Source organism: Yersinia intermedia, from assembly GCF_900635455.1.
GTDB lineage: Bacteria > Pseudomonadota > Gammaproteobacteria > Enterobacterales > Enterobacteriaceae > Yersinia > Yersinia intermedia.
Genome location: NZ_LR134116.1, coordinates 991064 through 1017198, shown reverse-complemented (window position 1 = coordinate 1017198; position 26135 = coordinate 991064). Strand labels below are relative to the sequence as shown.

Below are 26135 nucleotides of genomic sequence, written 5' to 3'. Positions count from 1 at the left end.
TTATTTAACCTGTTTCAGCACGTCAGCAGTGATGTCTTTAGAAGAGTCTGCATATGCAACAGCATTTGCATCAATCACCACATCATAACCGCCTTTGCTAGCAACAGATTTAACAGCATCCTGAATACGGCTCAGAATTTTGTTACGCTCTTCCATCTGACGACGGCGATTGTCTTGCTCAAAAGCCTGGGCTTTAGTAGAGAAAGTTTCACGCTGTTTCATTACGTCGCTTTCCAGCTTGGTACGATCACTGGCTTTCATGGTAGAGCCGTCACGTTGCAGCTTCTGCATTTTAGTTTGCAGGTCGCGCTCCATTCCTTGCAGTTCGGTTGCTCGGCCTTTGAATTCATTCTCCAATTGCTTAGCTACGGTTTCACGCGCAGGTAATTGTTGGAAAATGCTGGAAACGTTAACAATAGCAATCTTGTCAGCGGCTTGAACGCTGGCAGAAGCTGCCAATGCTAAACCAAGACCTGCGGCACACAACCACTTTTTCACTATAAACTCCTTACCATTACCCGTTTGTGTCAGAGACACCTTGAAGTGCACTTAATACTGAATAATGCCTAAAATAGCGCCAAACTCATTAGCGCTACCTTAGGTTATTTCAACTACCAGTGCTGTCTTTAAAATTCAGAACTACTTTGCCAATCAATTACCAAGTCTTACCAATGTTAAACTGGAATTGCTCTGACTTATCACCTTCGTAATCTTTAACCGGTTTAGCATATGAGAACACTAATGGACCCAATGGCGACATCCATTGTAATGACACACCGGCAGACACACGAATATTACTCGCTGTACTGTAATCAGGAATACCCGCAGCCCGTGTTGCTGCTGTGTTTTCCCAATTAGTATCCCATACCGTACCTGAGTCAATGAAGAAGGAGGTCCGCACAGAGTTTGAGTATTTTTCACTGATAAACGGTGTCGGTGTAATCAGTTCTAAACTGGCCACCGCCATCGCGTTACCACCGACAGCATCTGTAGAGTCTCTGATGGTCCCATTAGCATTATAGTATGCCGCTTTAGGACCGATATTGTTTGATCGGAAACCACGGACAGTACTGGAACCACCGGCATAGAAGTTCTCATAGAATGGCATCTCTTTCGAACCGATGCCGTCACCATAACCCAAGCGACCACGGCCTAAGAGCACCCATGAATGATCTTCATCTAACGGCTGGTAAGCAGATGTATCGAAAGTGATTTTATAGAACTCGTTATCAGAACCAGGCACCGTCACTTTGGTGTTAACAGATGATTTCACCCCTGAAGTTGGGAAGAAACCACGGTCAAGGTTGTTATAAGTCCAACCCAGATTCAGTGTGAAGTCATCCGCCGTGAAGCTGGCACGATCAGTCAGATTAGGATCTTGACCAACAGAGTCAAGATATCGCCACATCGCAACTTGTGGTTCCATGTCAGACAAATCGTTATGGACGTAACCTAAACCAACACGCAATGAGTTATTCTCATTGATTGGGAAGCCTAAAGTACCGTCAACACCGTAACTGCTGTTGGTATAGCCCGACAGGTCTGCGTTATCTGCTTTAAAGTCATTATAGAAGATACGCCCACCCAGACTTACACCATCTACAGTGAAGTAAGGGTCAGTTAAGGTAAACTCAGCATAAGTCTGATAGTCGTTCTTCGTACCATTAATACCTACGGTATTACCAGTACCCAACCAGTTGTCTTGCTGAACCCCAACCTGGAAGCTAACACCACTTTCAGTACCGTAACCGATACCAAAGTTTAGACTACCGGTATTGCGTTCTTTGACTTTGTAAGTGACATCGACCTGATCGGCAGTTCCTGGAACACGCTGAGTTTCAACATCAACTGTTTCGAAATAGCCCAAACGGTTCAAACGTTCTTTGCCCGCTTCAACCTGATCATTACCCAACCATGCACCTTCCATCTGGCGCATTTCACGGCGCAATACGGAATCTTTACTGGTGTCATTACCTTCGAAACGAACATTGCGTACATAGAAACGGTTACCCGCATCTACATTGATATGCAGTTTGACTGTTTTATCAGCATCGTTAATTTCTGGTTGAGAAACCACACGTGGATAGGCATAGCCATAACGGCCCAACATCTTTTTGATGCCTTCTTCCATGCGTGTGACTTTACTGCCGTTATACAATTCACCCGGCTCAATCGCGACCAGCTTATCCGCGTCAGATTGATGCCCAGCAAGATTACCGCTCACAACAACGCTATTAAGCTTGTATTGATCGCCTTCGGTAATGTTGATGGTGATGTAGATGCCTTTTTTATCTGGCGTCAAACTCACCTGAGTAGAATCGATGTTAAATCGGGCATAACCGCGATCTAAGTAGAAGCTGCGCAAGATTTCGAGGTCACCGGCTAGCTTCTGCTTCTGATATTTACGATCGCCAACCACGTTCCACCATGGCACTTCATCACGCAATTGGAAGCGTGAGATAAGTTCATCAGTTGTGAAACTGTGGTTACCTACGATGTTGATCTGCTGAATTTTTGCAGAGACACCTTCGGTAAAGACCAGTTTGAGATCGACGCGATTACGTGGCAGTGGTGTAACAACAGCTTTCACTGAAGCGCTGTATTTACCGACACTGTAGTAGAAATCTTCGAGTCCTTTTTCAATGCTGGATATAGTGGTACGGTCCAGGGCTTCGCCAACCCGGACGCCAGAGGCTTCCAGATTCTGCTTAAGCATGTCATCTTTCACCGCTTTATTACCGGAGAAAGTGATGCTGGCAATCGTTGGGCGTTCTTTGACTTGAACAATCAGCGTATCACCATCGCGCAGGACACGAACGTCCTCGAAGTTGCCTGTAGCAAACAACGCACGGATAGTTTTACCGATGTCATCATCACTGACGGTATCGCCTACGCGAACCGGCATATTAAGTAACGCCGCACCGACGGCGACCCGTTGCAGGCCTTCGAAATGAATATCTTTCACTACGAACCCGTCTGCACCGTATACGGTGGCGCTGCCAAACAGCAGCGACGCTATGAGCAACTTTTTCATCGCCATCGTTGTTATGCGTTCTTCCTAACCTATCTCCAGCCGTTAAAGACGGGAGAAATCATTGAAAAGTGCAAGCCCCATTAATAACACCAGCAAAATCGAGCCGATGCGATAACTGAAGTCCTGTACTCGCTCAGAAACCGGCCCACCCTTCAGCTTTTCTATCGCCAGGAAGAGCAGATGTCCACCATCTAATACCGGTAACGGGAACAAATTGATAATGCCCAAGTTGACACTGATTAGTGCCAAAAACATCAGGTAATACACCAACCCGTACTCAGCCGAAACCCCAGCGCCTTGTGCAATAGATATCGGGCCACTCAGGTTATTCAGTTTAACATCACCAGTAATCAGTTTACCCAACATGTTTACCGTCAACCGCATCAACTGCCAGGTTTTATCCCCAGCTTGGTAGAGTGCTGTGAACGGGCCATATTGGCGAATCGTTCTATATTCATCCGGAAGCGGTATAACTTTCGGCACTACACCCGCAAAACCTTCACTGCGGTTTTCTCCAACCGATTTTGTATCTGGTATCAAGGTTAAAGACAAGGGGGTACCACCCCTTTCAATATCTAACACCAGTGGCTTACCGGGGTTATCACGAACCTGTAAAACAAATGTTTGCCAACGGTCCAGTGGCTGACCACCAACTTTAACGATCCTATCCCCCGCTTGTAAACCTGCCTTTTGTGCTGCAGACCCGGTTTGAACTTCGGCCAAGACGGATTCAATTTGTGGGCCACGTGGAATAATACCCAGCGCAACCACAGGATCTTGCTTATCAGGCTCAAACTGCCATTGTTGCAAATCCAGTGTCTTTTGCACCACATTGGCAGAACCAAATGGCGCAACACCCACCTGCGTTTGCTTGTCACCAATTTTACCGACGAGGGCCAAACGAACAGAATCCCAGTCAGGCGTTTCGATACCATCTACTGACTTAAGTTCCATTCCCGGTGAAATATTGGCTTGTGCAGCAATGGATTGTGGCGAAATATCACCCACTACCGGGCGCACACTTGGCACACCAATGATAAACACTAGCCAGTAAGCAATGACAGCAAAAAGGAAGTTAGCAATAGGGCCAGCGCTGACGATTGCCGCGCGTTGTAAAACGGTTTTATTGTTGAAAGATTGATGACGAAGCTCAGGAGCAACAGCCTCAACGCGTTCATCCAACATCTTAACATAGCCGCCCAGCGGGATAAGAGCGATAACATACTCGGTACCTTGGCGATCAGTCCGGCGCCACAGCGCTTTACCAAAACCAATCGAAAAGCGTTCGACACGGACACCACAGCGCCGCGCCACCCAAAAGTGGCCGAACTCATGCACTGTAATTAAGATCCCCAGTGCGATAATAAACGCGGCCAGGCTCCAGAGTATGCTCATCATATTCCCTAAACTCCCCGTCAGTGACGGATTAAAACACTAACAGCATTAAGCAGGCAAATACCGGCACAGCTGCGGTCAGGCTATCGATACGATCCAGTATCCCACCATGACCAGGAATCAGATGACCACTGTCTTTGATTCCCGCTTCACGTTTAAACATACTTTCGGTCAAATCGCCAAGTACCGAGGCCAATGCAGCAACCACGGAACAGATTAACAGTATTTCCGGGATGATATCCAACGGAGCGTAACGACCGAACAACCATGATATCAGAGCTGATGTCAGTAAACCGCCAATTAATCCTTCCCACGTTTTACCTGGTGAGACTTTAGGCGCTAATTTATGTTTACCGAACAACTTACCAAACATGTAAGCACCAGAATCCGCCCCCCACACCAGAAGCATCACATACAGCAGCCACCAGGCACCGATATGGTGGTTCTGCTCATAGCCATACTGACGCAATGCCACCATGCCCCAAAAGAAGGGCACAATCGTCAGAATGCCGAAAATTATACGTAAGAGACGTGAATCGCGCCACAACGCCGCAGAGCGTGGGTAGGTAAGCACCAACAGCAATGCTGCGACCCACCAGCCCATAGAGAGCCAGAGAGGAACGCTCACTTGTGGAAGATGAGCTGAATGCTGATAAGCAGGAAGGCTAAGCAGCATTAGAACAAGTAGAAAACCACAAAGTATGGCTAACCAAATACGCTGAGAACGACTGGCAAACCCGGCTAATTGCCCCCACTCCCAAGCTGCAAGCATGCAGACAACGAGAGTAACAATAGCAAAACCAACCGGCGGAAGCAGGAACAGGGCACCAATAACAACCGGAATCAAAATCAAAGCAGTTATGAGACGATACTTCAGCAAAAGTTCCCCCTAGGATGCAGTGGCATCAATAGGTGTAGTTCCCCCGAAGCGACGCTCGCGTTGTGCAAATGCATTCAGCGCACCTTCAAAGACATGTTCATCAAAATCAGGCCAGAGTACATCAGTAAAGTAAAGTTCTGCATAGGCAATTTGCCATAATAAGAAATTACTGATGCGATGTTCACCACCGGTTCTGATCACTAAATCCACCTCAGATTGCTCATGCAGGCAGATATGCGAGTTTAGCGATTCTTCACAGATATCTGTGGGTTGCAATTCCCCTTGCTGTACTTGTTCAGCTAACTGGCGCACACCCTGAATAATATCCCAACGGCCACCATAATTGGCAGCAATGTTGAGTTTCAGACCGTCATTATTGGCAGTTAACGCTTCTGAGCGACGGATCCGTTGTTGCAAACGTTCACTAAATCGACTGATATCACCAATGACAGATAAACGAACATTATGTTTATGCAGACTTTTTACTTCACTGTCCAGCGCACGAACGAAAAGCTCCATCAGAGCGGTAACTTCCTGAGCAGGGCGATTCCAGTTTTCACTACTGAAAGCATAAAGCGTGAGCGCATCCAAATGATGATTGGCAGCAAAACTTACGGCACGACGAACTGACTTCACTCCCGCTTTATGACCGAAAACCCTTAATTTACCCCGATTTTTAGCCCAACGACCATTACCATCCATAATGATAGCAACATGGCGTGGAACCAGGAGGGACAAGTTAGCCCTATCTTCATTTACAGACGACATAATGCGAACTCATTTCCTCAATAAATCAATTGTTCGTCCCGAACATTAGGCAGTAAGCCCACAAAAAAAGCCGTGTACCAAGTCACGGCTTCTTAAGTGACAGCCAAAATAGACGGTTTAAATACCTATTGGGCCACTAATCAACAGTCTATCTATCCATTGACGGTGCAGACTATACCATCTCAGCCTTGCCCTAACAAATTCCCACAACAGCCAATACTGCTTAATTATTCAATTTTTCTATTGCTTGAGCTGCCGAATCACGGGCTTTACGATCAATCACCAGCACTTCATCCACACTTGCGGGTTCAGCCAATGATAAATGCTCCACAACCATACGATTGACTACTGCAATATCAGTGAAACGAATGCGTGAATCTAAAAATGCCATAACAGATATTTCGTTCGCGGCATTCAGCGCCGTCGTAGCAGCCTGCCCCGCATTACTGGCATCGATTGCCAGTTTTAGGCAAGGATAGCGCTGATAATCCGGCGCAGCGAACGTCAGTTCGCGTATCTGGCAGAAATCGAGTGGTGCAACACCAGAATTCACCCGCATTGGGTACGCCATGGCATGTGCAATCGGTGTACGCATGTCTGGGGTGCCCATTTGGGCCAGTACACTACCATCGTGATAGCGCACCATCGAGTGAATGACGGACTGAGGATGCAGGATAACTTCGACCTGCTCTGCACTGGCATTAAATAACCAACGCGCCTCGATATACTCCAGCCCTTTGTTCATCATCGTCGCCGAGTCGACCGAAATTTTGCGCCCCATAGACCAATTAGGGTGAGCGCAAGCTTGATCCGGTGTGACATCAGCAAATTGCGATAAAGGCATTTCACGCAGTGGGCCACCAGAGCCAGTTAAAATAATACGCGAGACGCCATTCTCACTCAGTGAAGAGTAGCCTAGTTTACGCTGAATTTTCTCAGGTAAACTCTGAAAAATCGCATTATGTTCGCTGTCGATTGGCAACAGTTGGGCATGGTTGTGTTTCACTTCATCCATGAAAAGCTTGCCGCAGGTAATCAGTGACTCTTTATTAGCCAGTAATACCTGTTTACCGGCACGGATAGCCGCTAAGGTAGAAGACAAACCGGCCACACCAACAATAGCCGCCATGACTTGATCGACATCATCTAAAGCAGCCAACTCACCTGCTGCTTTTTCACCATGAAAAACTTCGGTTTTCGAGCCATATTCAGCCAATAACTGACGCAACGCTTTGGCCGAGCTTTCATCTGACATCGCCGCATAGCGAGGAGAAAACTCAAGACATTGCTTTGCCATCTGTTCGACATTGCGACCAGCCACAAGTGCAGTAACGTTGAATAATTCGGGATTAGCGCGGACAACACCCAAAGTGCTGTTACCGATGGAGCCAGTAGAACCAAGAATAGTCAGTTGCTTCATGAGAGTGCTCTGAATAACTGTTTTTATGATAGGCAAGAACATAACCGACCTGAATAACAGGCGGTCTAATAACTATCCTCGGCCCAATTTTATAGCGTATTACTGCCGATATCACATTACGCTGCGCGCATATTGAATCGGCAAAATAGTGATCCTGCTAAAAACAAAGCGCCACCTAAGCGACGCTCTATTTTTGCTAATCAAGGATTAGAAATCCATTAATTCGGCTTCTTTAGCCGCTAATGCAGCATCAACTTTCTTGATGAAGGCATCGGTCAGCTTTTGTACATCGTCTTGAGAACGGCGGTCTTCGTCTTCACTGATCTCTTTATCTTTCAGCAAAGCTTTCACTTTTTCGTTAGCATCACGGCGCACGTTACGAATCGATACACGACCCTGCTCTGCTTCTGCGCGAACAACTTTGATCAAGTCTTTACGGCGCTCTTCAGTCAATGCTGGCAGTGGAACACGAATAACGGTACCCGCGGAAGAAGGATTCAGCCCTAAATCGGAGGTCATGATCGCTTTCTCAACTGCTGCGCTAAGGCTGCGGTCAAACACGGTCAATGCCAGAGTACGGGAGTCTTCAACCACAATGTTAGCCAACTGGCGCAATGGCGTAGCAGTGCCATAATACTCAACCTGAATGCCATCAAGAATACTTGGAGAAGCACGACCGGTACGGATCTTACTGATATGGTTTTGGAAAGCTTCAAAGCATTTTTCCATACGCACTTCAGTATCTTTTCTAATTTCGTTAATCACGTTGTGAACCCTTGGAAACTGGTTACTTGGCAGGCCATAGCATGAGTATAGCCGGTGAATATACAAACCAACAGTTGCAGGCATTGGGGGCATATCTGAAAGCCGCATGCCCCTGATAATACAGGCTGCCGCTTATTTAGCGATCGATGTCACTTCTTTAGTGATCAACGTCCCTTCATTCTCACCCATCACCACGCGACGCAGAGCGCCAGGTTTGTTCATATTGAAAACACGAATTGGCAAATTATGATCACGGGCCAAAGTGAAGGCCGCCAGATCCATAACTTTTAGCTCGCGCTCCAGAACATCCTGATAGGTTAGCTGTTCGTACAGTGTTGCGTCAGGGTTTTTAACCGGATCTGCGGAGTAAACGCCATCAACTTTCGTCGCCTTCAATACGACATCGGCTTCGATCTCAATACCACGCAGACACGCTGCAGAATCTGTAGTGAAGAAAGGATTACCCGTGCCTGCGGCAAAAATCACCACACGGTTATGACGCAGCAAGCTGATTGCTTCAGCCCAACTGTAATTGTCACACACACCGTTAAGTGGAATAGCAGACATCAGACGGGCGTTCACATAGGCACGGTGCAGTGCATCTCGCATTGCCAGGCCGTTCATTACGGTAGCCAGCATTCCCATGTGGTCGCCCACTACGCGGTTCATCCCAGCCTGTGCCAAACCGGCACCGCGGAATAAGTTACCACCGCCAATGACCACACCGACCTGAATGCCCAATTCAACCAGCTCTTTAACTTCTTGAGCCATGCGATCCAAAACGCTTGCGTCGATACCAAAACCTTCTGCGCCTTGCAGGGCTTCGCCGCTAAGTTTAAGCAGGATACGCTGATATACGGGTTTTGCATTGGTTGCCATGGTGTTCTGTCCTAAGCAGCAGTAATAAGTATTGGGGGCTTAACCGTCAGATATTCAAAGCAATACTGCACTGAAAACTGACTGGACTAAGCTTATACTCTACATAATTCGAGTTGCAGGAAGATAATAACTGAGCGAATCCTCAGGAGCTTACATAGTAAGTGGCTGAGGTGAACGAAAGCAGTCAACACACCTGTAACTTGAAGTATGACGGGTATAGAGTAGATAAAATGGAACCGCCTATTGGCGGCCCCATTTTTAGCATTAAGACTGTTTACTCATTGCTGCAACTTCAGCAGCAAAGTCAGTCTCAACTTTCTCAATGCCTTCGCCCACTTCGAAGCGGATGAAGTTTGTAACGTCAGCTTTGTTCTCTTTCAACAAATCACCAACTGTTTTGCTTGGGTCCATAACGAAGTTCTGACCAGTCAGAGAAACTTCGCCGGTGAACTTACGCATACGGCCTTCAACCATCTTCTCAGCAATTTCACGTGGTTTGCCGGATTCGATAGCAATGTCCAACTGGATTTGGTGCTCGCGAGCAACAACTTCAGCAGGAACATCGTCTGGCTTAACATATTCTGGTTTGCTTGCAGCAATGTGCATAGCAATGTGCTTAACCAGCTCTTCATCAGCGCCAGTTGCTGCAACCATAACGCCGATACGAGCGCCGTGCAGATAAGTACCCAGAACATCGCCTTCCAGAGCAGCAATACGACGAATGTTGATGTTCTCGCCGATTTTAGCGACCAGATTGGCGCGTTGTTCTTCAAACTTAGCTTTCAGAACGTCGATATTAGTGATTTTGTCAGCCAGAGCTGCGTTGATAACTTCTTCGCCAAATGCTTTAAAGCCAGCATCTTTAGCAACGAAGTCAGTTTCGCAGTTCAGTTCCAGAATCACACCGAATTTGCCGTCGGCTGAAAGTTGAGCCAGGATGATGCCTTCAGCAGCGATACGGCCTGCTTTCTTGGCCGCTTTAGCCTGACCAGATTTACGCATATTGTCGATGGCAAGCTCGATGTCGCCGTTAGCTTCAACCAACGCCTTTTTACATTCCATCATGCCTGCGGCAGTACGCTCACGCAGTTCTTTTACCAAAGCAGCGGTAATAGCAACCATTTAAATTTCCTCGGTTCTCTTGTGAAAACAAGATCTCACATTAGATACGCAAAGGGGGCCTATAAAAGGCCCCCTAACCAACATATTTCAATACCTGGTTAATAAGGGCTCCAACGAGCCTGACTTATTATTCAGCTTCTACGAAGCTTTCTTCCGCTTGAACGGCCAGATCTTGAGAACGACCTTCAGTGACGGCAGTAGCAACGGCGTTCAGGTACAGTTTAACTGCACGGATCGCGTCATCGTTACCTGGGATGATGAAGTCAACGCCATCTGGATCGGAGTTAGTATCAACGATAGAGAATACCGGGATACCCAGGTTGTTAGCTTCTTTGATAGCGATGTGTTCGTGATCAGCATCAACAACAAACAGAGCGTCTGGTAAACCGCCCATGTCTTTGATACCGCCCAGGCTGTTTTCCAGCTTGTTCAGTTCACGAGTACGCATCAGCGCTTCTTTTTTGGTCAGCTTGTCAAAGGTGCCGTCTTGAGACTGGATTTCCAAATCTTTCAAACGTTTGATGGACTGACGAACAGTTTTCCAGTTAGTCAGCATCCCGCCCAACCAGCGATGGTTCACGAAGAACTGGTCGCAGTTGTTGGCAGCGTCTTTTACCGCTTCGCTTGCTGCGCGTTTAGTACCAACGAACAAGATCTTACCTTTACGGGAAGAGATCTTTTTCAATTCAGCCAGAGCTTCGTTGAACAATGGTACGGTCTTTTCCAGGTTGATGATGTGAACTTTGTTACGTGCGCCGAAGATGAAAGGCTTCATTTTCGGGTTCCAGTAACGGGTCTGGTGACCGAAGTGAACACCGGCCTGGAGCATGTCGCGCATGGAAACAGTTGCCATGATTAAAACCTCTATAGTATCAGTTGGGGTTATGCCTCCACGTGCCCCATAACGCCGACCCCATAAGAAATTGATAATCATCAAAAACTTTAGGGCACCCCGGCGTATGTGTCGACACGTGTGTGTTATTTACACATATGAGTGCGATTGGTATTACTCAGCTAAACAGCCACCTGCCATCATAACATGCCCCGAAATCGGGTTTGAAACGACAACATAATAGTGCGGTTTGCCGGCGCGCTTTATACCATAAACAGCCACAACACACCAACTTTTGTTGCATTTAGTGTCGTCACTGCAAACGAAAGTTTGGCAGCAAATTGCTGGGCTGGTACCATTAGCGGCAGATTATTTAGGGTATATGATATTTATTACCTGCTTATTCATATTACGGCGGCTGGTTGGTACTCACAGCCCCTACGGACACTTTTGCATGGCAATCTCAATAAAAACACCTGAAGATATTCAAAAAATGCGCGTTGCTGGCCGCTTGGCTGCTGAAGTGCTGGAGATCATTGAACCTCACGTAAAACCGGGGGTAACCACCGGTGAACTCGATCGTATCTGCCACGACCATATCACCAACCACCAACAGGCTATCTCTGCTTGCCTGGGTTACCACGGCTTTCCTAAATCGGTCTGTATCTCCGTTAATGAAGTAATTTGTCACGGTATTCCAAGTGACGAGAAAGTGTTGAAAGACGGCGACATCGTCAATATCGACGTGACTGTTATTAAAGACGGTTTCCATGGCGATACATCAAAAATGTTTATCGTCGGCAAACCAACCATTTTGGGTGAGCGCCTGTGCCGTATTACTCAAGAGAGCCTGTATCTGGCAATCAAAATGGTCAAGCCGGGTATCCGCCTGCGCACTCTGGGTAAAGAGATCCAGAAATTTGTGGAAGCAGAGAACTTTTCTGTGGTGCGTGAATATTGTGGTCACGGTATTGGCGAAGGTTTCCATGAAGAGCCACAAGTGCTGCACTACGATGCAGACGACGGTGGCGTAATCCTGCAAACGGGTATGGCGTTCACCATTGAGCCTATGGTCAACGCAGGGGATTACCGAATTCGTACCATGAAAGATGGCTGGACAGTAAAAACTAAAGATCGCAGCTTGTCGGCACAGTATGAGCATACTATTGTGGTAACCGATAACGGCTGCGAAATAATGACGTTGCGAAAGGATGACACCATCCCCAACATCATAACGCACGAGTAATAATGACAAGCCGGCAGCCGCCGGCTTTTTTATGGGCTGCGTCTTTTGATCAGGTCGCATTTATCAGGTAAACATATGTCTGACAATCACACCGAGCACTCTGTATCCCCAGTGGTACCGAAGGTCATTCCTGAGCAGCCCGCACCACCGAGCACTTATCTCGATAGTGAACTTAATTGCCCGATTCTCAAGCAACGCCTTGAGGCTTTCCAGCTTTGGCTGGCGGAAGCATTCAATGGCGGAATCAGTGCCGAGATATTAATTGCTGCACGCAGTGATTACATTGACCGTCTGTTACGGCGGCTGTGGACATTTTATGGCTTTGATGATGTGGCAGAAACCGCGCTGGTTGCCGTGGGCGGCTATGGCCGTGGTGAACTGCACCCCTTATCAGACATTGATGTATTAGTCCTCAGCAAGCAGCGCCTGAGTGATGAACTTGCGCAGCGCGTCGGTCAGTTGATCACTTTGCTATGGGACTTGAAACTGGAAGTCGGCCACAGCGTGCGCACACTGGAAGAGTGTTTGCTGGAAGGATTAGCCGATCTTACCGTCGCCACGAATATGATTGAGTCACGCTTGATTTGCGGTGATGTGGCACTGTTTTTACAGATGCAGAAACACATTTTCAGCGACAGTTTCTGGCCTTCTCCGCAATTTTTCCATGCCAAAATCACCGAGCAACAAGAACGACATAAGCGCTACCATGGCACCAGTTATAACCTGGAGCCTGATATCAAAAGTAGCCCTGGTGGGTTACGGGACATCCACACCCTACAATGGGTCGCCCGCCGCCATTTTGGTGCCACATCCTTAAGTGAGATGGTTGATTTCGGGTTTTTGACCAAAGCTGAGCGCAATGAGTTGATTGAAAGCCAGAGCTTTCTGTGGCGCATCCGTTTTGCACTGCATTTGGTATTGACTCGCTACGATAACCGCCTGCTGTTTGACCGCCAACTCAGTGTGGCTCAGCTTTTGCAATATCAGGGCGAAGGCAATGAACCGGTCGAACGGATGATGAAAGATTTTTATCGTATGACGCGCCGGGTCAGCGAACTGAACAACATGCTGTTACAACTGTTTGACGAAGCCATACTGGCACTGGGTACCAATGAAAAGCCACGTCCACTGGATGATGAATTTCAGTTACGCGGGAATTTAATCGATCTGCGTGATGAGAACCTGTTTGTCCAGCAGCCTGAAGCTATTATGCGCATGTTCTATCTGATGGTACGCAATCAAGATATCAAAGGCATCTATTCCACCACAGTACGCCGCTTGCGCCATGCCCGGCGGCATCTTAAACAGCCTTTATGCAACATTCCTGAAGCCCGCAAACTGTTTATGGCCATTTTGCGCCATCCTGGTGCGGTTTCCCGCGCATTATTACCAATGCACCGCCACAGTGTGCTGTGGGCCTATATGCCGCAATGGGGCAGTATTGTGGGTCAGATGCAGTTTGACCTATTTCACGCTTATACCGTGGATGAGCACACTATTCGAGTGTTACTTAAACTCGAAAGTTTTGCCGATGAAAAAACCCGGCCACGCCACCCTCTCTGTGTCGAGCTTTACCCACGCCTGCCTCAGCCTGAATTATTGTTGCTAGCAGCGCTGTTCCACGATATTGCCAAAGGGCGAGGGGGCGATCATTCAATACTGGGCGCTCACGATGTATTGGAATTTGCTGAGCAGCACGGTCTTAACTCGCGTGAAGCTCAACTTGTGGCGTGGTTAGTTCGTTGCCATCTATTGATGTCAGTGACAGCTCAGCGTCGGGATATTCAGGACCCTGCGGTTATTCAGCAATTTTCCGCCGAGGTACAAAGCGAAACTCGCTTGCGCTATTTAGTCAGTCTGACGGTGGCTGATATCTGTGCCACCAATGAAAATTTGTGGAATAGCTGGAAACAAAGCCTGTTACGCGAACTTTATTTCGCCACAGAGAAACAGTTACGCCGTGGTATGCAAAACAGCCCGGATTTGCGCGAGCGTGTCCGTCATCACCGGCTACAAGCTCTGGCGCTGCTGCGGATGGATAATATCGATGAAGAAGCACTGCACCGCATCTGGAGCCGTTGCCGGGCTGATTACTTCCTGCGCCATTCACCCAATCAATTAGCCTGGCATGCCCGCCACTTATTAGAACATGACTCAACCAAGCCACTGGTGTTAGTTAGCCACCAGGCAACGCGGGGGGGAACCGAAATATTCATCTGGAGCCCTGACCGCCCATCACTGTTTGCTGCGGTGGTCGGTGAGCTGGATCGCCGCAATCTGAGTGTCCATGACGCACAGATTTTCACCAACCGCGATGGTATGGCGATGGATACTTTTATCGTATTGGAGCCAGATGGCAGCCCACTGGCCCAAGATAGGCATCCCATCATTAGTCATGCCTTAGAACAAGCAATGACCCAGCCGAATTATCAACATCCGCGCGTCAGGCGGCTATCGCCTAAATTGCGGCATTTTAGTGTACCGACTGAAACCAATTTCTTGCCAACCCATAATGAGCGCCGTACTTATCTGGAGCTAATTGCACTGGACCAGCCGGGCTTACTGGCTCGGGTGGGCGGGATATTTGCAGATTTAGGGCTATCACTGCATAGCGCACGTATCACAACTATCGGCGAGCGGGTGGAGGATTTATTTGTATTAGCAGATAAAGATCGCCGTGCTTTAAGTATTGAAACCCGCCACGAATTAGCACAACGGTTGACAGATACCCTCAATCCGAACGATAAACTGTGATACAAATAACTTTTTAGCCATTAATTTTAGCTACCCAAAGTGATTGGAACCACAGCAAGGCAGCAAATGAACGAACGCCGATGAGCTTACATAAGTCAGTGATTCGGGGTCGCTAACACTGCTGTGGCTTCAAATATCAAGGGTATAACATCGGGAAAGAACAGGATGCAGCAACTACAGAACGTTATTGAAACCGCCTTCGAACGCCGTGCAGATATCACACCGGCCAACGTTGATACCGTAACCCGTGAAGCGATTAACCATGTGATTGATCTGCTCGATACCGGCGCGCTACGGGTTGCAGAAAAGATTGACGGCCAGTGGGTTACCCATCAATGGCTGAAAAAAGCGGTACTGCTGTCTTTCCGTATCAATGATAACCAGGTCATGGAAGGCGCAGAAACGCGTTACTACGACAAAGTGCCAATGAAATTCGCCGGTTACGATGAAGCGCGCTTCCAACGTGAAGGCTTCCGTGTCGTCCCACCAGCAACCGTACGTAAAGGCGCATTTATCGCCCGTAATACCGTACTGATGCCTTCTTATGTGAATATTGGCGCTTTCGTTGATGAAGGCACCATGGTCGATACCTGGGCAACTGTCGGTTCTTGCGCACAAATTGGTAAGAATGTGCACTTGTCTGGTGGTGTTGGCATTGGTGGCGTACTTGAGCCACTGCAAGCCAATCCAACCATCATTGAAGATAACTGCTTTGTCGGCGCGCGTTCAGAAGTGGTTGAAGGGGTTATCGTCGAAGAAGGTTCCGTTATCTCCATGGGCGTATTTATTGGGCAAAGCACCCGTATTTATGATCGTGAAACCGGTGAAATCCATTATGGCCGCGTTCCGGCCGGGTCCGTTGTTGTTTCCGGTAACCTGCCATCGAAAGACGGTAGCTACAGCCTTTACTGTGCGGTTATCGTGAAGAAAGTTGACGCGAAAACCCGTGGAAAAGTCGGTATTAATGAGTTATTACGTACCATCGACTAAGATGAACATAGCGGGCTAATCACCCGCTATTTTTTTGCTTTGTGAAGTTATCGCCTGCAATCACATACTTTGGCGAAATTTACCGTCATAATCATAAACTGTGGAATATAAAACCAAAAAGGTGGCGCTATGTATGACAATCTGAAAAGCTTAGGAATCACACAACCAGAAGATGTCGATCGCTATAGCCTGCGTCAGGAGGCCAATAACGACATTCTGAAAATTTATTTCCGCAAAGATAAAGGCGAGTTTCTTGCTAAGAGTGTGAAATTCAAATATCCGCGCCAACGCAAAACCGTGGTGGCTGATAATGCTGGGCATGGTTACAAAGAAATCAATGAAATCAATCCTAATCTCCGTTACGTCATTGATGAGTTGGATCAACTGTGTAAGCGCGATCAGATTGAAGTGGATTTGAAACGCAAAATCCTGGATGACTTGCGCCATTTAGAAAGCGTTGTCGCCAATAAAATTTCAGAAATTGAATCAGATTTGGAAAAGCTGACCAACGGCCGCTAAATCTGACTGAGCACGTATTGTGGCGGCACAACACTGCACGCCACAATACGCCATTGAGCAGAAGCTATGTTACTTAAGCAAGCGGCCCCATTTTTCTACCCACGGTGCTGATATGACTTCTGGCTCTGGGTGCTCCATCGCGTCAATTTCCAGCCTTTCGCCGATCCGTGTCGCACCTTGCTCTTGCAGCAGCTCATCGAATGCTCGCCCTGCACCGCAGAAATTATCATAGCTGCTGTCACCTAGTGCAATAACGCCATAACGTAGCTCTGGCTGAAACCCAACCTGATCACGAACCGCGACGAACAGTGCTGCTATGCTGTCAGGGAAGTCACCTTGTCCGGTAGTAGAGGTGATAACCAGCGCATAATGTTGACGATAATACTGCCAGGCTTCTAACGTACCCTCTTCAAACAGTGTTACCTCATGCCCCTGCTCTTTCAGTATGTTTTCAGTTTCTTCCGCTACTAACAACGCATTGCCGTAAACAGTGCCAACAAAAATCCCGACCTGAGCCATAAAAAACATTCCCTTTTAACCAGAAAAATTATTCACTATCCTGACCTTCGGTTACCGGAAACTCAACCCTTTCAAGATGAGGGGTAATACCTAACCAACCAAAGTGTGACATCAATCCTTGCCAGGATTCATCCCAGCGCACCGTAAATGAAAGCACCTCACCGGTGACTGGATGATTCAGTTGTAAATGGCTGGCGTGCAACATGAGCCGTGGGCAGCCAAAGTGTTGGGCAATACCCCTGTTCTGGCGCAAATCACCGTGGGCACTGTCACCAATGATCGGATGGCGTATATGTGCCATATGCCGACGTAGCTGGTGCTTACGCCCGGTTTCTGGCTTCAGTTCCAATAAGCTGAAGCGTGCCGTGTCATAACGCCCAATAGCAATAGGAACCTCCACTTGAGCCAAAGGCTGATAATGGGTAACTGACGGCTGTGGCGCTTTATCTTGTTTGGAATGTTTATCCGCAATTTTATCCAGTTCTTCGCTCATCGCGTAATCAACCGTGCCACCTTCCAGCACATAGCCACGAACGACTGCATGGTATGTTTTCTGGATCTGATGCTGTTCAAACTGCGCCGAAAGAGCACGAGCGACATCACTGGATAGTGCCATCAACAGCACACCTGATGTTGGACGATCCAGGCGGTGGACGGTATAAACATGCTGGCCAATCTGGTCGCGCACCGTTTGCATCACAAATACGGTTTCATTACTGTCCAACCAACTACGGTGAACCAGCCAGCCGGCGGGTTTATTCACCGCAACTATATGTTCATCTTGATAAATTATTTCCAGCATTAGTTACTTTCTTTATTCAGCAGATCATCGAGGCGCTGTAATTGTGCCAGCAGTGTGGTGCAATCTGGCCGACCATCACCACTCAGCGCCTCTTCAAAGTATGGCGTAATGGCAAAACGCGCCGGAAGTGGGCTATTCGATTCCAACAATGCATACATTCGGGGAATCAGTACCCATTGCAGCCACTGTTCAGCATCCATGGTATCGATACTGAAAGGTTCGTTACTTTCAAAGGCTGTCGCTGGTGGTGGAACAATTTGCCAAAGATCAATTGCTCGCATGGCAAGCTCAATATCCCGTAAGTTCTGACGCACCTGATTTTCTGTACTCATGATTATGCTCTCAACCAAAAAACAGCCATTCGCCGGGCTGATTCAACGGCGGCCAAGCATACCATTGAAGAAGAAGATGCCCAAACTGGCACCCTAACCAACAGAGGGCTGTTAGGCAAAAAAAGCATAAAAAAAGGGGTACTGTTTTACCAGTACCCCTCAATTCGTTTCATAGCTATCCCGCTAAAAGTGATGCTCCCTGCTCAATCCATGAAAACTTTTCCGTATGGTTATCCTAACCAGCAATCCATCGCAGTTTCCTACACCATCCCGATGCTAATCCTGAGGTTATCCTAACCCACCATTCATCCTGAACCGGCTCTCAATCTCCATCCTGGAGGTGTCCTTGGTTTCATCCTGAAACGTCCCTTCACTCATCCTAAGCAGTCCCTGTGTTCTTCATCCTGAAGTGGTAGCATCCTGATACCGTCCTTCTCCGCCAGATCCTATCCAGCGATTAGAAGGATCGCTTAATCAACAAAAGGTGACAAGGTACTGTAAGAATAATGGTGACGATACTTTTACATATAAAAAGTGAATGTTTGTAACAAAATGATTTTATTGAAATAAGTTTGGTACAAAAATTTCACAGTCGAATAATAGAAGTGATGTCTCACAGCCGGTGTGAGAGATCTCGCACACTGGCTCGACCAGAATAAACAATAACCACTTGCTTACTCAGGTAATACAGGGCGCAATGCATCAAGAAAATGTATGAGCGTTGATGCTAGCAGGGTACGTTTGCTACTACCAAATTGCTCTAACACCACATTACCCGTGACATTGCACAGTGAAGCCATCGCCATTTCTGACTCGGTAGTCGCCAAAAACAGTGTCGGCGAGAGTTTCAGCCTTTTCTGCGTTACCAGATGGCCAATTAGATTCTCCTGTAAACGGATAAAATCATCTTCGCTCCACACTTGTAGCAACGTAAAGCGGTTATCACCTAGATCAGCCATCATGTCACCAGCATATTGGCAGGTATAAAACTCATGAATATCAGGATGAAGCTGAATCTCCAACGCCCGCTCAATATTGGCCAATGTGGTATCGGCAACAGCAGGCTGAGGTAACCAAAATACCTGACTATCTTGAGTTTCCACGATACAAGGTGAAGGCACACCATAAAGCTCTTCACTGGCAGGCGGATGCCCGGCCTGCTGCTGCCATAAATCGATATAGCGTTGAGTAAAGCTATTCAGTGCCGTTGAAACGTTCTGGTCCATTCTCGATTCTCAGTATCGCGGCGGCTAGCGCTGCACCAAAGTGGTCACTGCCCCACTCAGAAATGCAGTTAAACGCGGCATAAATTGATAAACTAAAGCTATTGTACCTTTCTCTCATCATGGAAACAGCATGTCTTCATATCAAGACCATAAGGCTCTGGCGGAACTGACGCTGGGTAAACCAACCGCTTATCGTGATCACTATGACGTCACCTTGCTACAGGCTGTGCCACGCAGCATGAACCGTGAACCTCTCGGTTTATATCCTGATAGCCTACCTTTTCATGGTGCAGATATCTGGACGCTCTATGAATTGTCTTGGCTAAACAGTAATGGGTTACCGCAGGTTGCCGTAGGTGAAATCAGCCTGAATGCGGATAGCACTAATCTGATTGAATCCAAAAGCTTTAAGCTCTATCTCAACAGCTTTAACCAAACCCTATTTGCTGACTGGGAAAGTGTCCGCGCCACATTACAACGCGATTTGGCCGCCTGCGCTCAGGGTGATGTCAGTGTCACGCTATACCAACTGCATGAAATAACACATCAACCCATTGCCGATTTCTTGGGGGAATGTCTCGATCAACAGGATATTCGTATCGATAGCTATGAATTTAGCGCCGATTATCTGCAAGGGGCTACCACGGCCAACAGAGTAGAAGAGAGCCTGGTTAGCCATCTGCTCAAATCCAACTGCCTGATTACCCACCAACCAGACTGGGGATCAGTACAAATCAGCTACAGTGGCCCACAGATTAACCGAGAATCACTGCTACGTTATTTGGTCTCTTTCCGGCACCATAATGAATTCCATGAACAATGTGTAGAGCGCATCTTCAACGACATAATGCGTTTTTGTCAGCCAGAAACACTGTCGGTCTATGCCCGTTATACCCGCCGTGGCGGGCTGGATATCAACCCGTGGCGCTCCAATACCGATTTTGTTCCATCAACAGGACGTATGGCCCGGCAATAAATATATGCGTACATATGCGCAACATTTAAGCTCAACGCGCGTTAGTATTGGCAAAAACCGAGGGACAACGTTAAGGTTAATTACAGTATCTTCACGCTATTTTCAGTAGAGAAATCAGAGATAGATACTTAAAGATCTCTATGATATTCCACGGCAAAACAGAAAGCAGCATTCTGATATACCCAAAGTAATTGGTGTTGCAGGTAGGCGGCACGCCGCGTCCTCTCAGAGGCGAGGCACAAGGATGGGCCGGGTAACGAGCGTAGCCAACCCCTTGCAGTTTCAAGTACGAAGGGTATACACGGACACTACCACCCTCCGGGGTGTAAAGGAGTAACTTTGATTACACATGTCAGCCCACTCGGCTCAATGGATCTGTTATCACAGCTCGAAGTGGATATGCTCAAGCGTACAGCCAGCAGTGATCTGTACCGTTTATTCCGTAACTGCTCCTTGGCAGTTCTCAATTCAGGCAGCCTAACCGACAACAGTAAAGAGCTGTTATCGCGCTATGAAACTTTTGATATCAACGTATTGCGTCGTGAGCGTGGTGTAAAACTCGAACTGGTAAATCCGCCAGAACATGCGTTTGTTGATGGTAAAATCATTCGGTCATTACAGGCAAATCTGTTTGCGGTGTTGCGCGATATTTTGTTTGTAAATGGTCAAATCGTTAACGCTGGGCGTTTCCAACATCTGGATATGGAAAGCTCCAGCCATTTGACCAATCTGGTCTTTTCTATTTTACGAAATGCCCGTGCCCTCCATCTTGATGAAGACCCCAATATGATTGTGTGCTGGGGCGGCCATTCAATCAATGAAACTGAATACTTGTATGCCCGCAAAGTAGGGAGCCAACTGGGTTTACGAGAGTTAAATATTTGCACTGGCTGTGGGCCAGGAGCAATGGAAGCGCCTATGAAAGGTGCCGCCGTTGGCCATGCCCAGCAACGTTACAGAAATGGCCGTTTTATTGGTATGACTGAGCCTTCCATCATTGCGGCAGAGCCACCTAATCCGCTGGTCAATGAATTGATTATCATGCCAGATATTGAGAAACGGCTTGAAGCGTTCGTTCGTATCGCGCATGGCATCATTATTTTCCCAGGCGGTGTGGGGACAGCAGAGGAATTACTCTATCTGCTAGGCATATTAATGGATCCAGAAAACAACGAGCAGGTACTGCCGCTGATCTTAACTGGGCCAAAAGAGAGCGCAGATTATTTCCGTGTGGTGGATGAGTTCATCATGAACACCCTGGGTGATGGTGCGCGCAAATACTACCAGATCATTATCGATGACCCGGCTGAAGTCGCCCGCCAAATGAAAAAAGCGATGCCACTGGTGAAAGAGAACCGCCGTAATACGGGGGATGCTTATAGCTTCAACTGGTCTATCCGTATCAAACCAGATTTACAGCGCCCGTTTGAGCCGAGCCATGAGAATATGGCCAATCTCAATCTGTCTCACAACCAGCCACCGGAAGAACTGGCCGCAGCCCTACGCCGCGCGTTCTCAGGTATCGTCGCGGGTAACGTAAAAGAAGTGGGAATTCATGCCATTGAAGCCTATGGGCCTTATAAGTTGCATGGTGATCCACAATTGATGAAACAAATGGATAGCTTGCTGCAAGGCTTTATTGCACAGCATCGAATGAAACTGCCTGGCACCGCTTATACGCCTTGCTATGAAATTTGCAGTTAAGCCTTAAATAACACCTCACCGGGCAGCGCCAGCACTTAGCCGTGTGGCTGCCCGACACTAATCTGGCTTAATGACTATATAAGACAGGCTATGCAAATCCATCTTCTGATTGTCGATGCACTTAATCTGATTCGTCGCATCCATGCCGTACAGGGTTCACCTTGCATTAATGCCTGCCAGCATGCGCTGCAACAACTGATTCAGCACAGCCAGCCTACTCACGCGGTCGCCGTGTTTGATGAGGATGACCGTTCTGATAGTTGGCGTCATCAACGCCTGCCTGATTACAAAGCAGGCCGCTCACCCATGCCGGATAACCTGCAACAAGAAATGCCGCAGATCCGTGAAGCATTTACTTCACTGGGGGTCGCTTGCTGGCACTCTCCTGGCAATGAAGCCGATGATCTGGCGGCAACTTTGGCAACGAAAATAGGCGGAGCGGGCCATCAAGTGACGATAGTTTCCACTGACAAAGGTTACTGCCAACTGTTAGCACCAAATGTACAGATTCGCGATTATTTCCAAAAGCGCTGGCTGGATATGCCATTTGTAAAACAAGAATTTGGTGTATTACCACACCAACTGCCTGATTATTGGGGGCTTGCTGGCATCAGTAGCAGTAAAATTCCAGGCGTCGCGGGGATAGGAGCCAAAACTGCCGCACTGCTATTGCAGCATGCCAGCAACCTTGAGGCGCTTTATCAAGACCTGGAGTCAGTGCCGGAGAAATGGCGGAAGAAATTGCAGCAACACCAAGATATGGCATTTATCTGTAAGCAAATCGCCACGCTGAGAACCGATTTGCCATTAAACGGTAACTTACAGCAGCTTCGGTTACCTTAATATCAAGGGGCCGAGCGGCCCCTTGAACATAACGCGATACTCATACTCAAGTAATTGGAGCCACCACTAAGCTACTGAGGCTTCAAGTACCAAAGATATAGCTATTGGCGCTCATCCCGACGCCCCGGCACACCAGACCAGATACGACGCACGTGTACCGTAACTTCTTCACGATCGTGGTAGAGCTGTTTAGCTTGAATATGGGCATTGATACCGTTTTCTTTCAACTGTTCATCCATCATTTCTATATTTTCCAAAACGATTTCAAAACGTTTTTTCATCGGCAATTTCAGGTTAAAAATTGCCTCACGGCACCACCCGTTTACCAGCCACTTGATAATAAGTTGCGTCACCTTAGCTGGCTTCTCAATCATATCGCACACTAACCAGTAAATATTGCTACGCGTTGGCTCATATTTAAATCCATCGACGCGGTGATGGGTTACCTGCCCGGTATCCATCAGGCTTTGCGCCATCGCACCGTTATCAATAGCCTGAACCATCATACTGCGTTGCACTAATTGATAGGTCCAGCCACCGGGGCAAGCCCCAAGATCGACTGCATGCATACCGCTGGCCAAACGCTCTTCCCATTCATCCGCAGGGATAAACACATGGAACGCTTCTTCCAGTTTTAATGTTGAACGGCTTGGCGCATCAGAAGGGAATTTGAGACGAGGGATCCCCATATAGAATGGTGAGTTATTATTGCTATAGGAATAGCCAACATAACAGCAGCCAGACGCGATAAAGAACACGTGTACCACTGGACGATGAGCGTTTTCACGGGCAGAAAGAATTTTTTGTTCACGCAATGCACTGCGCAAAGGTACCGTTAATTTACGGCAAAACTTAAGCAACTCTTTGCTTTCATTGGTATCAGGAACTTCAACACGCAATTCACCGGCTTTTTCAATAACACCGACCAACATCCCAACAATCGGTGAGACACGGTCTTCTGGTGGCAAATCTTTTAATAACTCGCCCACCACCATCATCTGGCGAGCAAAAATCAACTCACGAAAAGGCACTTCACGAATCAAGCGATCAGCATCTTCCAACTGGTAGCACTCAAACAGCACATAGCCGCTGTTATCTTTTACTCGGGCGAAACCAAAGATTTCGAGCTCTGCCGCTTTCGCGGTAATTTCGGCCGCACACTCTTTTTCAAAACCAGAGCGGCAATATAAAGCAATTTTATTATTCATGGCGTTCTGCCCTTTTTCTTAGACGCAGCGCGCCAATCAACATCAAAATCCATCCCGCCAGAAAACATACGCCGCCGATTGGCGTGATATATACCCACAGTTTCAGGTGCGATAGAGCCAGGCAGTATAAACTGCCGCTAAAGAGTAGCGTTCCGAGCGCTAACAAGGCACCACTCCAGTAAAACCAAATACTTACTTGCCGTTGCATCGCAACAGCTAACACCAGAATCACCAGCGTATGGAACCCTTGGTACTCCAGCCCAGTACGAATCCAGGCCATCTCATTCAGCCCCAGTGAGGCACTCAATACATGGGCACCAAAGGCACCGAAAGCGACATAGAAAAAACCGCTCAGCGCGGCAAATATCAGCATTAAACGACCATTCATCGTCATTTACCTTAAATTAGATAGAGTTATACCCTTTGTACTCGAAGTTGCAGAAATGCTAGCTGCGATTCCAATGACGTGGGTATGTCGTTATATCGCCCGACAATAACCCATTTTATCGTAGTGGGTTACCATCGTGAATGGGTTGTCATTACTACGCAGATACGGTGATTGATCAGTTCTCATAGCGAAAGCGTAACTTTTCTTGTTCGCTGGCGGCTCTTGCCAATATCCACTGACGAAAGGCGGCTATTTTACCTAGTTCTGCCTGACTGTCATGACAAACCAGATAAAAAGCATTTTTACTCACCAAAACATCATTAAACGGGCACACCAACCGCCCTGCTTCAATCTCTGACTGAGCCATGACATTATTCACCAGCGCAATACCTTGGCCGTGAACGGCAGCCTGAACCACCATCGCACTGTGGCTGAATATCGGGCCTTGTTGCACATTAATCTGAGGAACACCCAGTTGACGGGTATAGGCCATCCAATCCCGGCGGGAAGTATCATGCAACAACGTATGATTAGCCAGATCTGCCGGTACTTTTAATCCATGCTCACCCGTTAATATAGTAGGAGCACAAACAGGAAGTAAGAATTCGGCATACAAACGTTCAGTACGCAAACCGGTCCAATTGCCGCGACCATAAAAAATCGCCACATCAACGTCATCAGCGAGTTTGTCCTCCTCCCGATCTACCGCCTGAATCCTGACATCGATCCCCGGATAAGCCGCATTAAATCCAGATAGACGAGGGACCAGCCATTGAATAGCAAAGCTAGGAGGGAGACTTACTGTTAGTGCACCTTTCGCGCTACGCGCCTGTAATTTACGAGTTGCTTCATTGATGGAGGTAAAAATCTCTTTGATATCGAGATAGTAGCTCTGCCCCTCTTCAGTCAGTAACAACGAGCGGTTACGGCGGCGGAACAATTTTAGTCCGAGAAAATCCTCCAGAGACTTTATCTGGTGGCTAACTGCCGCTTGCGTGACAAATAATTCATCAGCAGCTTTAGTAAAACTCAAGTGGCGTGCGGCCGCATCGAAAACCCGCAAGGCGTTCAGGGGTGGTAATCGTTTTGACATGAATTGGATACTTTTTTATAACGGCTCATCCTTAGATGAAACCCTTTGTTTACTTATTAGTTTTTATAATCCGAGACATTATAAATTGTCCGTTGATGATGCGCCAGCAAATACCTATAGTGGCGGCACTTCCCAAGCCGGAACGAAAAGTAGATTTAGTATCCAGGTACTGAATTGCTTTTGGCTTTGTGGTTGTGATGTTGTGTTTGCAAATGGTCTGGTAGTCCAGACATAGTAGCTAAGCTACTGTTTTTTTTCACTTCCTGTACATTTACCCTGTCTGTCCATAGTGATTTTATGCAGCACCGCTATTTTAGCGGTGCTTTTTTTTACCCTACTTTCAGCGCTTAAATGTAAACGCGACTTTGCATTGCACGTAGTCAGAGCTTAAATTTAAGTTGTTGCAGAGGGTTTCACCGCTGTATCAGGCATCTTTTGAA

The 26135-nt window shown here is 47.5% G+C and carries 24 protein-coding genes; 7 read left to right on the top strand and 17 right to left on the bottom strand.

Annotation, left to right across the window (positions count from 1 at the left end; all coding sequences use genetic code 11):
- From skp to rpsB, 10 genes are all read right to left on the bottom strand, one after another.
- Positions 1-498, bottom strand: coding sequence for a molecular chaperone Skp (skp, locus tag EL015_RS04685; protein ID WP_032906505.1), 498 nt, complete (start codon positions 496-498; stop codon positions 1-3).
- 157 nt (positions 499-655) lie between these two features.
- The gene (bamA, locus tag EL015_RS04680) at positions 656-3040 is read right to left on the bottom strand and encodes an outer membrane protein assembly factor BamA (protein WP_005185712.1); all 2385 of its coding nucleotides are present in this window, start codon (positions 3038-3040) and stop codon (positions 656-658) included.
- 36 nt (positions 3041-3076) lie between these two features.
- Positions 3077-4432, bottom strand: coding sequence for a sigma E protease regulator RseP (gene rseP, locus EL015_RS04675; RefSeq protein WP_005185714.1), 1356 nt, complete (start codon positions 4430-4432; stop codon positions 3077-3079).
- Between the two features lie 28 nt (positions 4433-4460).
- Complete coding sequence (gene cdsA / locus EL015_RS04670) at positions 4461-5309, bottom strand: phosphatidate cytidylyltransferase (protein ID WP_032906506.1); 849 nt, start codon at positions 5307-5309, stop codon at positions 4461-4463.
- A gap of 9 nt (positions 5310-5318) precedes the next feature.
- Entirely contained in the window at positions 5319-6077 is a 759-nt protein-coding gene (ispU, locus tag EL015_RS04665; protein WP_032906507.1) for a (2E,6E)-farnesyl-diphosphate-specific ditrans,polycis-undecaprenyl-diphosphate synthase, read from the bottom strand.
- 223 nt (positions 6078-6300) lie between these two features.
- Positions 6301-7497 carry a 1-deoxy-D-xylulose-5-phosphate reductoisomerase gene (ispC, locus tag EL015_RS04660; protein ID WP_005185725.1) on the bottom strand — a complete coding sequence of 399 codons (1197 nt, stop codon included), beginning with the start codon at positions 7495-7497 and terminating at the stop codon, positions 6301-6303.
- Between the two features lie 207 nt (positions 7498-7704).
- Positions 7705-8262, bottom strand: coding sequence for a ribosome recycling factor (gene frr, locus EL015_RS04655; RefSeq protein WP_005185728.1), 558 nt, complete (start codon positions 8260-8262; stop codon positions 7705-7707).
- A 132-nt stretch (positions 8263-8394) separates the two neighbouring features.
- Positions 8395-9141, bottom strand: a complete 747-nt coding sequence (pyrH, locus tag EL015_RS04650) for a UMP kinase (protein ID WP_005185746.1) — start codon at positions 9139-9141, stop codon at positions 8395-8397.
- Between the two features lie 264 nt (positions 9142-9405).
- On the bottom strand, positions 9406-10263 hold the full coding sequence (gene tsf, locus EL015_RS04645) for a translation elongation factor Ts (protein ID WP_005185754.1): 858 nt from the start codon (positions 10261-10263) through the stop codon (positions 9406-9408).
- A 127-nt stretch (positions 10264-10390) separates the two neighbouring features.
- Entirely contained in the window at positions 10391-11116 is a 726-nt protein-coding gene (gene rpsB / locus EL015_RS04640; protein ID WP_005185764.1) for a 30S ribosomal protein S2, read from the bottom strand.
- Between the two features lie 433 nt (positions 11117-11549).
- On the opposite strand from rpsB, the gene map reads away from it, so the two are divergent.
- From map to EL015_RS04620, 4 genes are all read left to right on the top strand, one after another.
- Positions 11550-12341, top strand: a complete 792-nt coding sequence (gene map / locus EL015_RS04635; protein ID WP_032906509.1) for a type I methionyl aminopeptidase — start codon at positions 11550-11552, stop codon at positions 12339-12341.
- A 75-nt stretch (positions 12342-12416) separates the two neighbouring features.
- Entirely contained in the window at positions 12417-15095 is a 2679-nt protein-coding gene (glnD, locus tag EL015_RS04630; protein ID WP_032906510.1) for a bifunctional uridylyltransferase/uridylyl-removing protein GlnD, read from the top strand.
- A 165-nt stretch (positions 15096-15260) separates the two neighbouring features.
- Positions 15261-16085: a 2,3,4,5-tetrahydropyridine-2,6-dicarboxylate N-succinyltransferase gene (gene dapD / locus EL015_RS04625; RefSeq protein WP_004391708.1), complete on the top strand. Its 825-nt coding sequence runs from the start codon at positions 15261-15263 to the stop codon at positions 16083-16085.
- Between the two features lie 129 nt (positions 16086-16214).
- Entirely contained in the window at positions 16215-16604 is a 390-nt protein-coding gene (locus tag EL015_RS04620; protein ID WP_005185773.1) for a DUF3461 family protein, read from the top strand.
- 69 nt (positions 16605-16673) lie between these two features.
- On the opposite strand, the gene EL015_RS04615 is transcribed toward EL015_RS04620, so the two are convergent.
- The 4 genes from EL015_RS04615 to syd all read right to left on the bottom strand — a co-directional run bounded on the left by EL015_RS04615 (position 16674) and on the right by syd (position 19483).
- Complete coding sequence (locus EL015_RS04615; RefSeq protein WP_032906512.1) at positions 16674-17123, bottom strand: flavodoxin; 450 nt, start codon at positions 17121-17123, stop codon at positions 16674-16676.
- A gap of 28 nt (positions 17124-17151) precedes the next feature.
- On the bottom strand, positions 17152-17925 hold the full coding sequence (gene truC, locus EL015_RS04610; protein ID WP_005185775.1) for a tRNA pseudouridine(65) synthase TruC: 774 nt from the start codon (positions 17923-17925) through the stop codon (positions 17152-17154).
- Complete coding sequence (locus EL015_RS04605) at positions 17925-18257, bottom strand: YqcC family protein (RefSeq protein ID WP_032906513.1); 333 nt, start codon at positions 18255-18257, stop codon at positions 17925-17927. The genes truC and EL015_RS04605 overlap by 1 nt, the downstream gene beginning before the upstream one ends.
- 674 nt (positions 18258-18931) lie before the next feature.
- Complete coding sequence (gene syd / locus EL015_RS04600) at positions 18932-19483, bottom strand: SecY-interacting protein (RefSeq protein WP_005185776.1); 552 nt, start codon at positions 19481-19483, stop codon at positions 18932-18934.
- A gap of 130 nt (positions 19484-19613) precedes the next feature.
- Between syd and queF the strand changes: the two genes are divergently transcribed.
- The 3 genes from queF to xni all read left to right on the top strand — a co-directional run bounded on the left by queF (position 19614) and on the right by xni (position 23006).
- Positions 19614-20459: an NADPH-dependent 7-cyano-7-deazaguanine reductase QueF gene (gene queF / locus EL015_RS04595; protein ID WP_005185777.1), complete on the top strand. Its 846-nt coding sequence runs from the start codon at positions 19614-19616 to the stop codon at positions 20457-20459.
- Between the two features lie 339 nt (positions 20460-20798).
- Positions 20799-22163, top strand: coding sequence for a nucleotide 5'-monophosphate nucleosidase PpnN (ppnN, locus tag EL015_RS04590; protein WP_032906515.1), 1365 nt, complete (start codon positions 20799-20801; stop codon positions 22161-22163).
- A 90-nt stretch (positions 22164-22253) separates the two neighbouring features.
- On the top strand, positions 22254-23006 hold the full coding sequence (gene xni / locus EL015_RS04585) for a flap endonuclease Xni (RefSeq protein ID WP_005185779.1): 753 nt from the start codon (positions 22254-22256) through the stop codon (positions 23004-23006).
- Between the two features lie 101 nt (positions 23007-23107).
- Here the strand turns inward: xni and rlmM are convergent, their stop codons facing one another.
- From rlmM to EL015_RS04570, 3 genes are all read right to left on the bottom strand, one after another.
- Complete coding sequence (gene rlmM / locus EL015_RS04580; RefSeq protein WP_032906516.1) at positions 23108-24214, bottom strand: 23S rRNA (cytidine(2498)-2'-O)-methyltransferase RlmM; 1107 nt, start codon at positions 24212-24214, stop codon at positions 23108-23110.
- The gene (locus EL015_RS04575) at positions 24207-24602 is read right to left on the bottom strand and encodes a DUF423 domain-containing protein (protein WP_005185782.1); all 396 of its coding nucleotides are present in this window, start codon (positions 24600-24602) and stop codon (positions 24207-24209) included. Before EL015_RS04575 ends, rlmM begins: the two co-directional genes overlap by 8 nt.
- Positions 24603-24777: 175 nt before the next feature.
- Positions 24778-25695 (bottom strand): transcriptional regulator GcvA, encoded by a 918-nt coding sequence (locus EL015_RS04570; RefSeq protein ID WP_005185784.1) that lies wholly within the window; start codon positions 25693-25695, stop codon positions 24778-24780.
- Between the last annotated feature and the right edge of the window lie 440 nt (positions 25696-26135).

Bases quoted from the DNA above. Each gene is read 5' to 3' on its own strand.
- syd (WP_005185776.1), bottom strand. From the start codon at position 19,483: ATGGACCAGAACGTTTCAACGGCACTGAATAGCTTTACTCAACGCTAT.
- xni (WP_005185779.1), top strand. From the start codon at position 22,254: ATGCAAATCCATCTTCTGATTGTCGATGCACTTAATCTGATTCGTCGC.
- tsf (WP_005185754.1), bottom strand. From the start codon at position 10,263: ATGGTTGCTATTACCGCTGCTTTGGTAAAAGAACTGCGTGAGCGTACT.
- truC (WP_005185775.1), bottom strand. From the start codon at position 17,925: ATGCTGGAAATAATTTATCAAGATGAACATATAGTTGCGGTGAATAAA.
- ispU (WP_032906507.1), bottom strand. From the start codon at position 6,077: ATGTCGTCTGTAAATGAAGATAGGGCTAACTTGTCCCTCCTGGTTCCA.
- pyrH (WP_005185746.1), bottom strand. From the start codon at position 9,141: ATGGCAACCAATGCAAAACCCGTATATCAGCGTATCCTGCTTAAACTT.
- map (WP_032906509.1), top strand. From the start codon at position 11,550: ATGGCAATCTCAATAAAAACACCTGAAGATATTCAAAAAATGCGCGTT.
- glnD (WP_032906510.1), top strand. From the start codon at position 12,417: ATGTCTGACAATCACACCGAGCACTCTGTATCCCCAGTGGTACCGAAG.
- EL015_RS04605 (WP_032906513.1), bottom strand. From the start codon at position 18,257: ATGAGTACAGAAAATCAGGTGCGTCAGAACTTACGGGATATTGAGCTT.
- rseP (WP_005185714.1), bottom strand. From the start codon at position 4,432: ATGATGAGCATACTCTGGAGCCTGGCCGCGTTTATTATCGCACTGGGG.
- EL015_RS04570 (WP_005185784.1), bottom strand. From the start codon at position 25,695: ATGTCAAAACGATTACCACCCCTGAACGCCTTGCGGGTTTTCGATGCG.
- EL015_RS04575 (WP_005185782.1), bottom strand. From the start codon at position 24,602: ATGAATGGTCGTTTAATGCTGATATTTGCCGCGCTGAGCGGTTTTTTC.
- ispC (WP_005185725.1), bottom strand. From the start codon at position 7,497: ATGAAGCAACTGACTATTCTTGGTTCTACTGGCTCCATCGGTAACAGC.
- rlmM (WP_032906516.1), bottom strand. From the start codon at position 24,214: ATGAATAATAAAATTGCTTTATATTGCCGCTCTGGTTTTGAAAAAGAG.
- dapD (WP_004391708.1), top strand. From the start codon at position 15,261: ATGCAGCAACTACAGAACGTTATTGAAACCGCCTTCGAACGCCGTGCA.
- rpsB (WP_005185764.1), bottom strand. From the start codon at position 11,116: ATGGCAACTGTTTCCATGCGCGACATGCTCCAGGCCGGTGTTCACTTC.
- bamA (WP_005185712.1), bottom strand. From the start codon at position 3,040: ATGGCGATGAAAAAGTTGCTCATAGCGTCGCTGCTGTTTGGCAGCGCC.
- EL015_RS04615 (WP_032906512.1), bottom strand. From the start codon at position 17,123: ATGGCTCAGGTCGGGATTTTTGTTGGCACTGTTTACGGCAATGCGTTG.
- queF (WP_005185777.1), top strand. From the start codon at position 19,614: ATGTCTTCATATCAAGACCATAAGGCTCTGGCGGAACTGACGCTGGGT.
- EL015_RS04620 (WP_005185773.1), top strand. From the start codon at position 16,215: ATGTATGACAATCTGAAAAGCTTAGGAATCACACAACCAGAAGATGTC.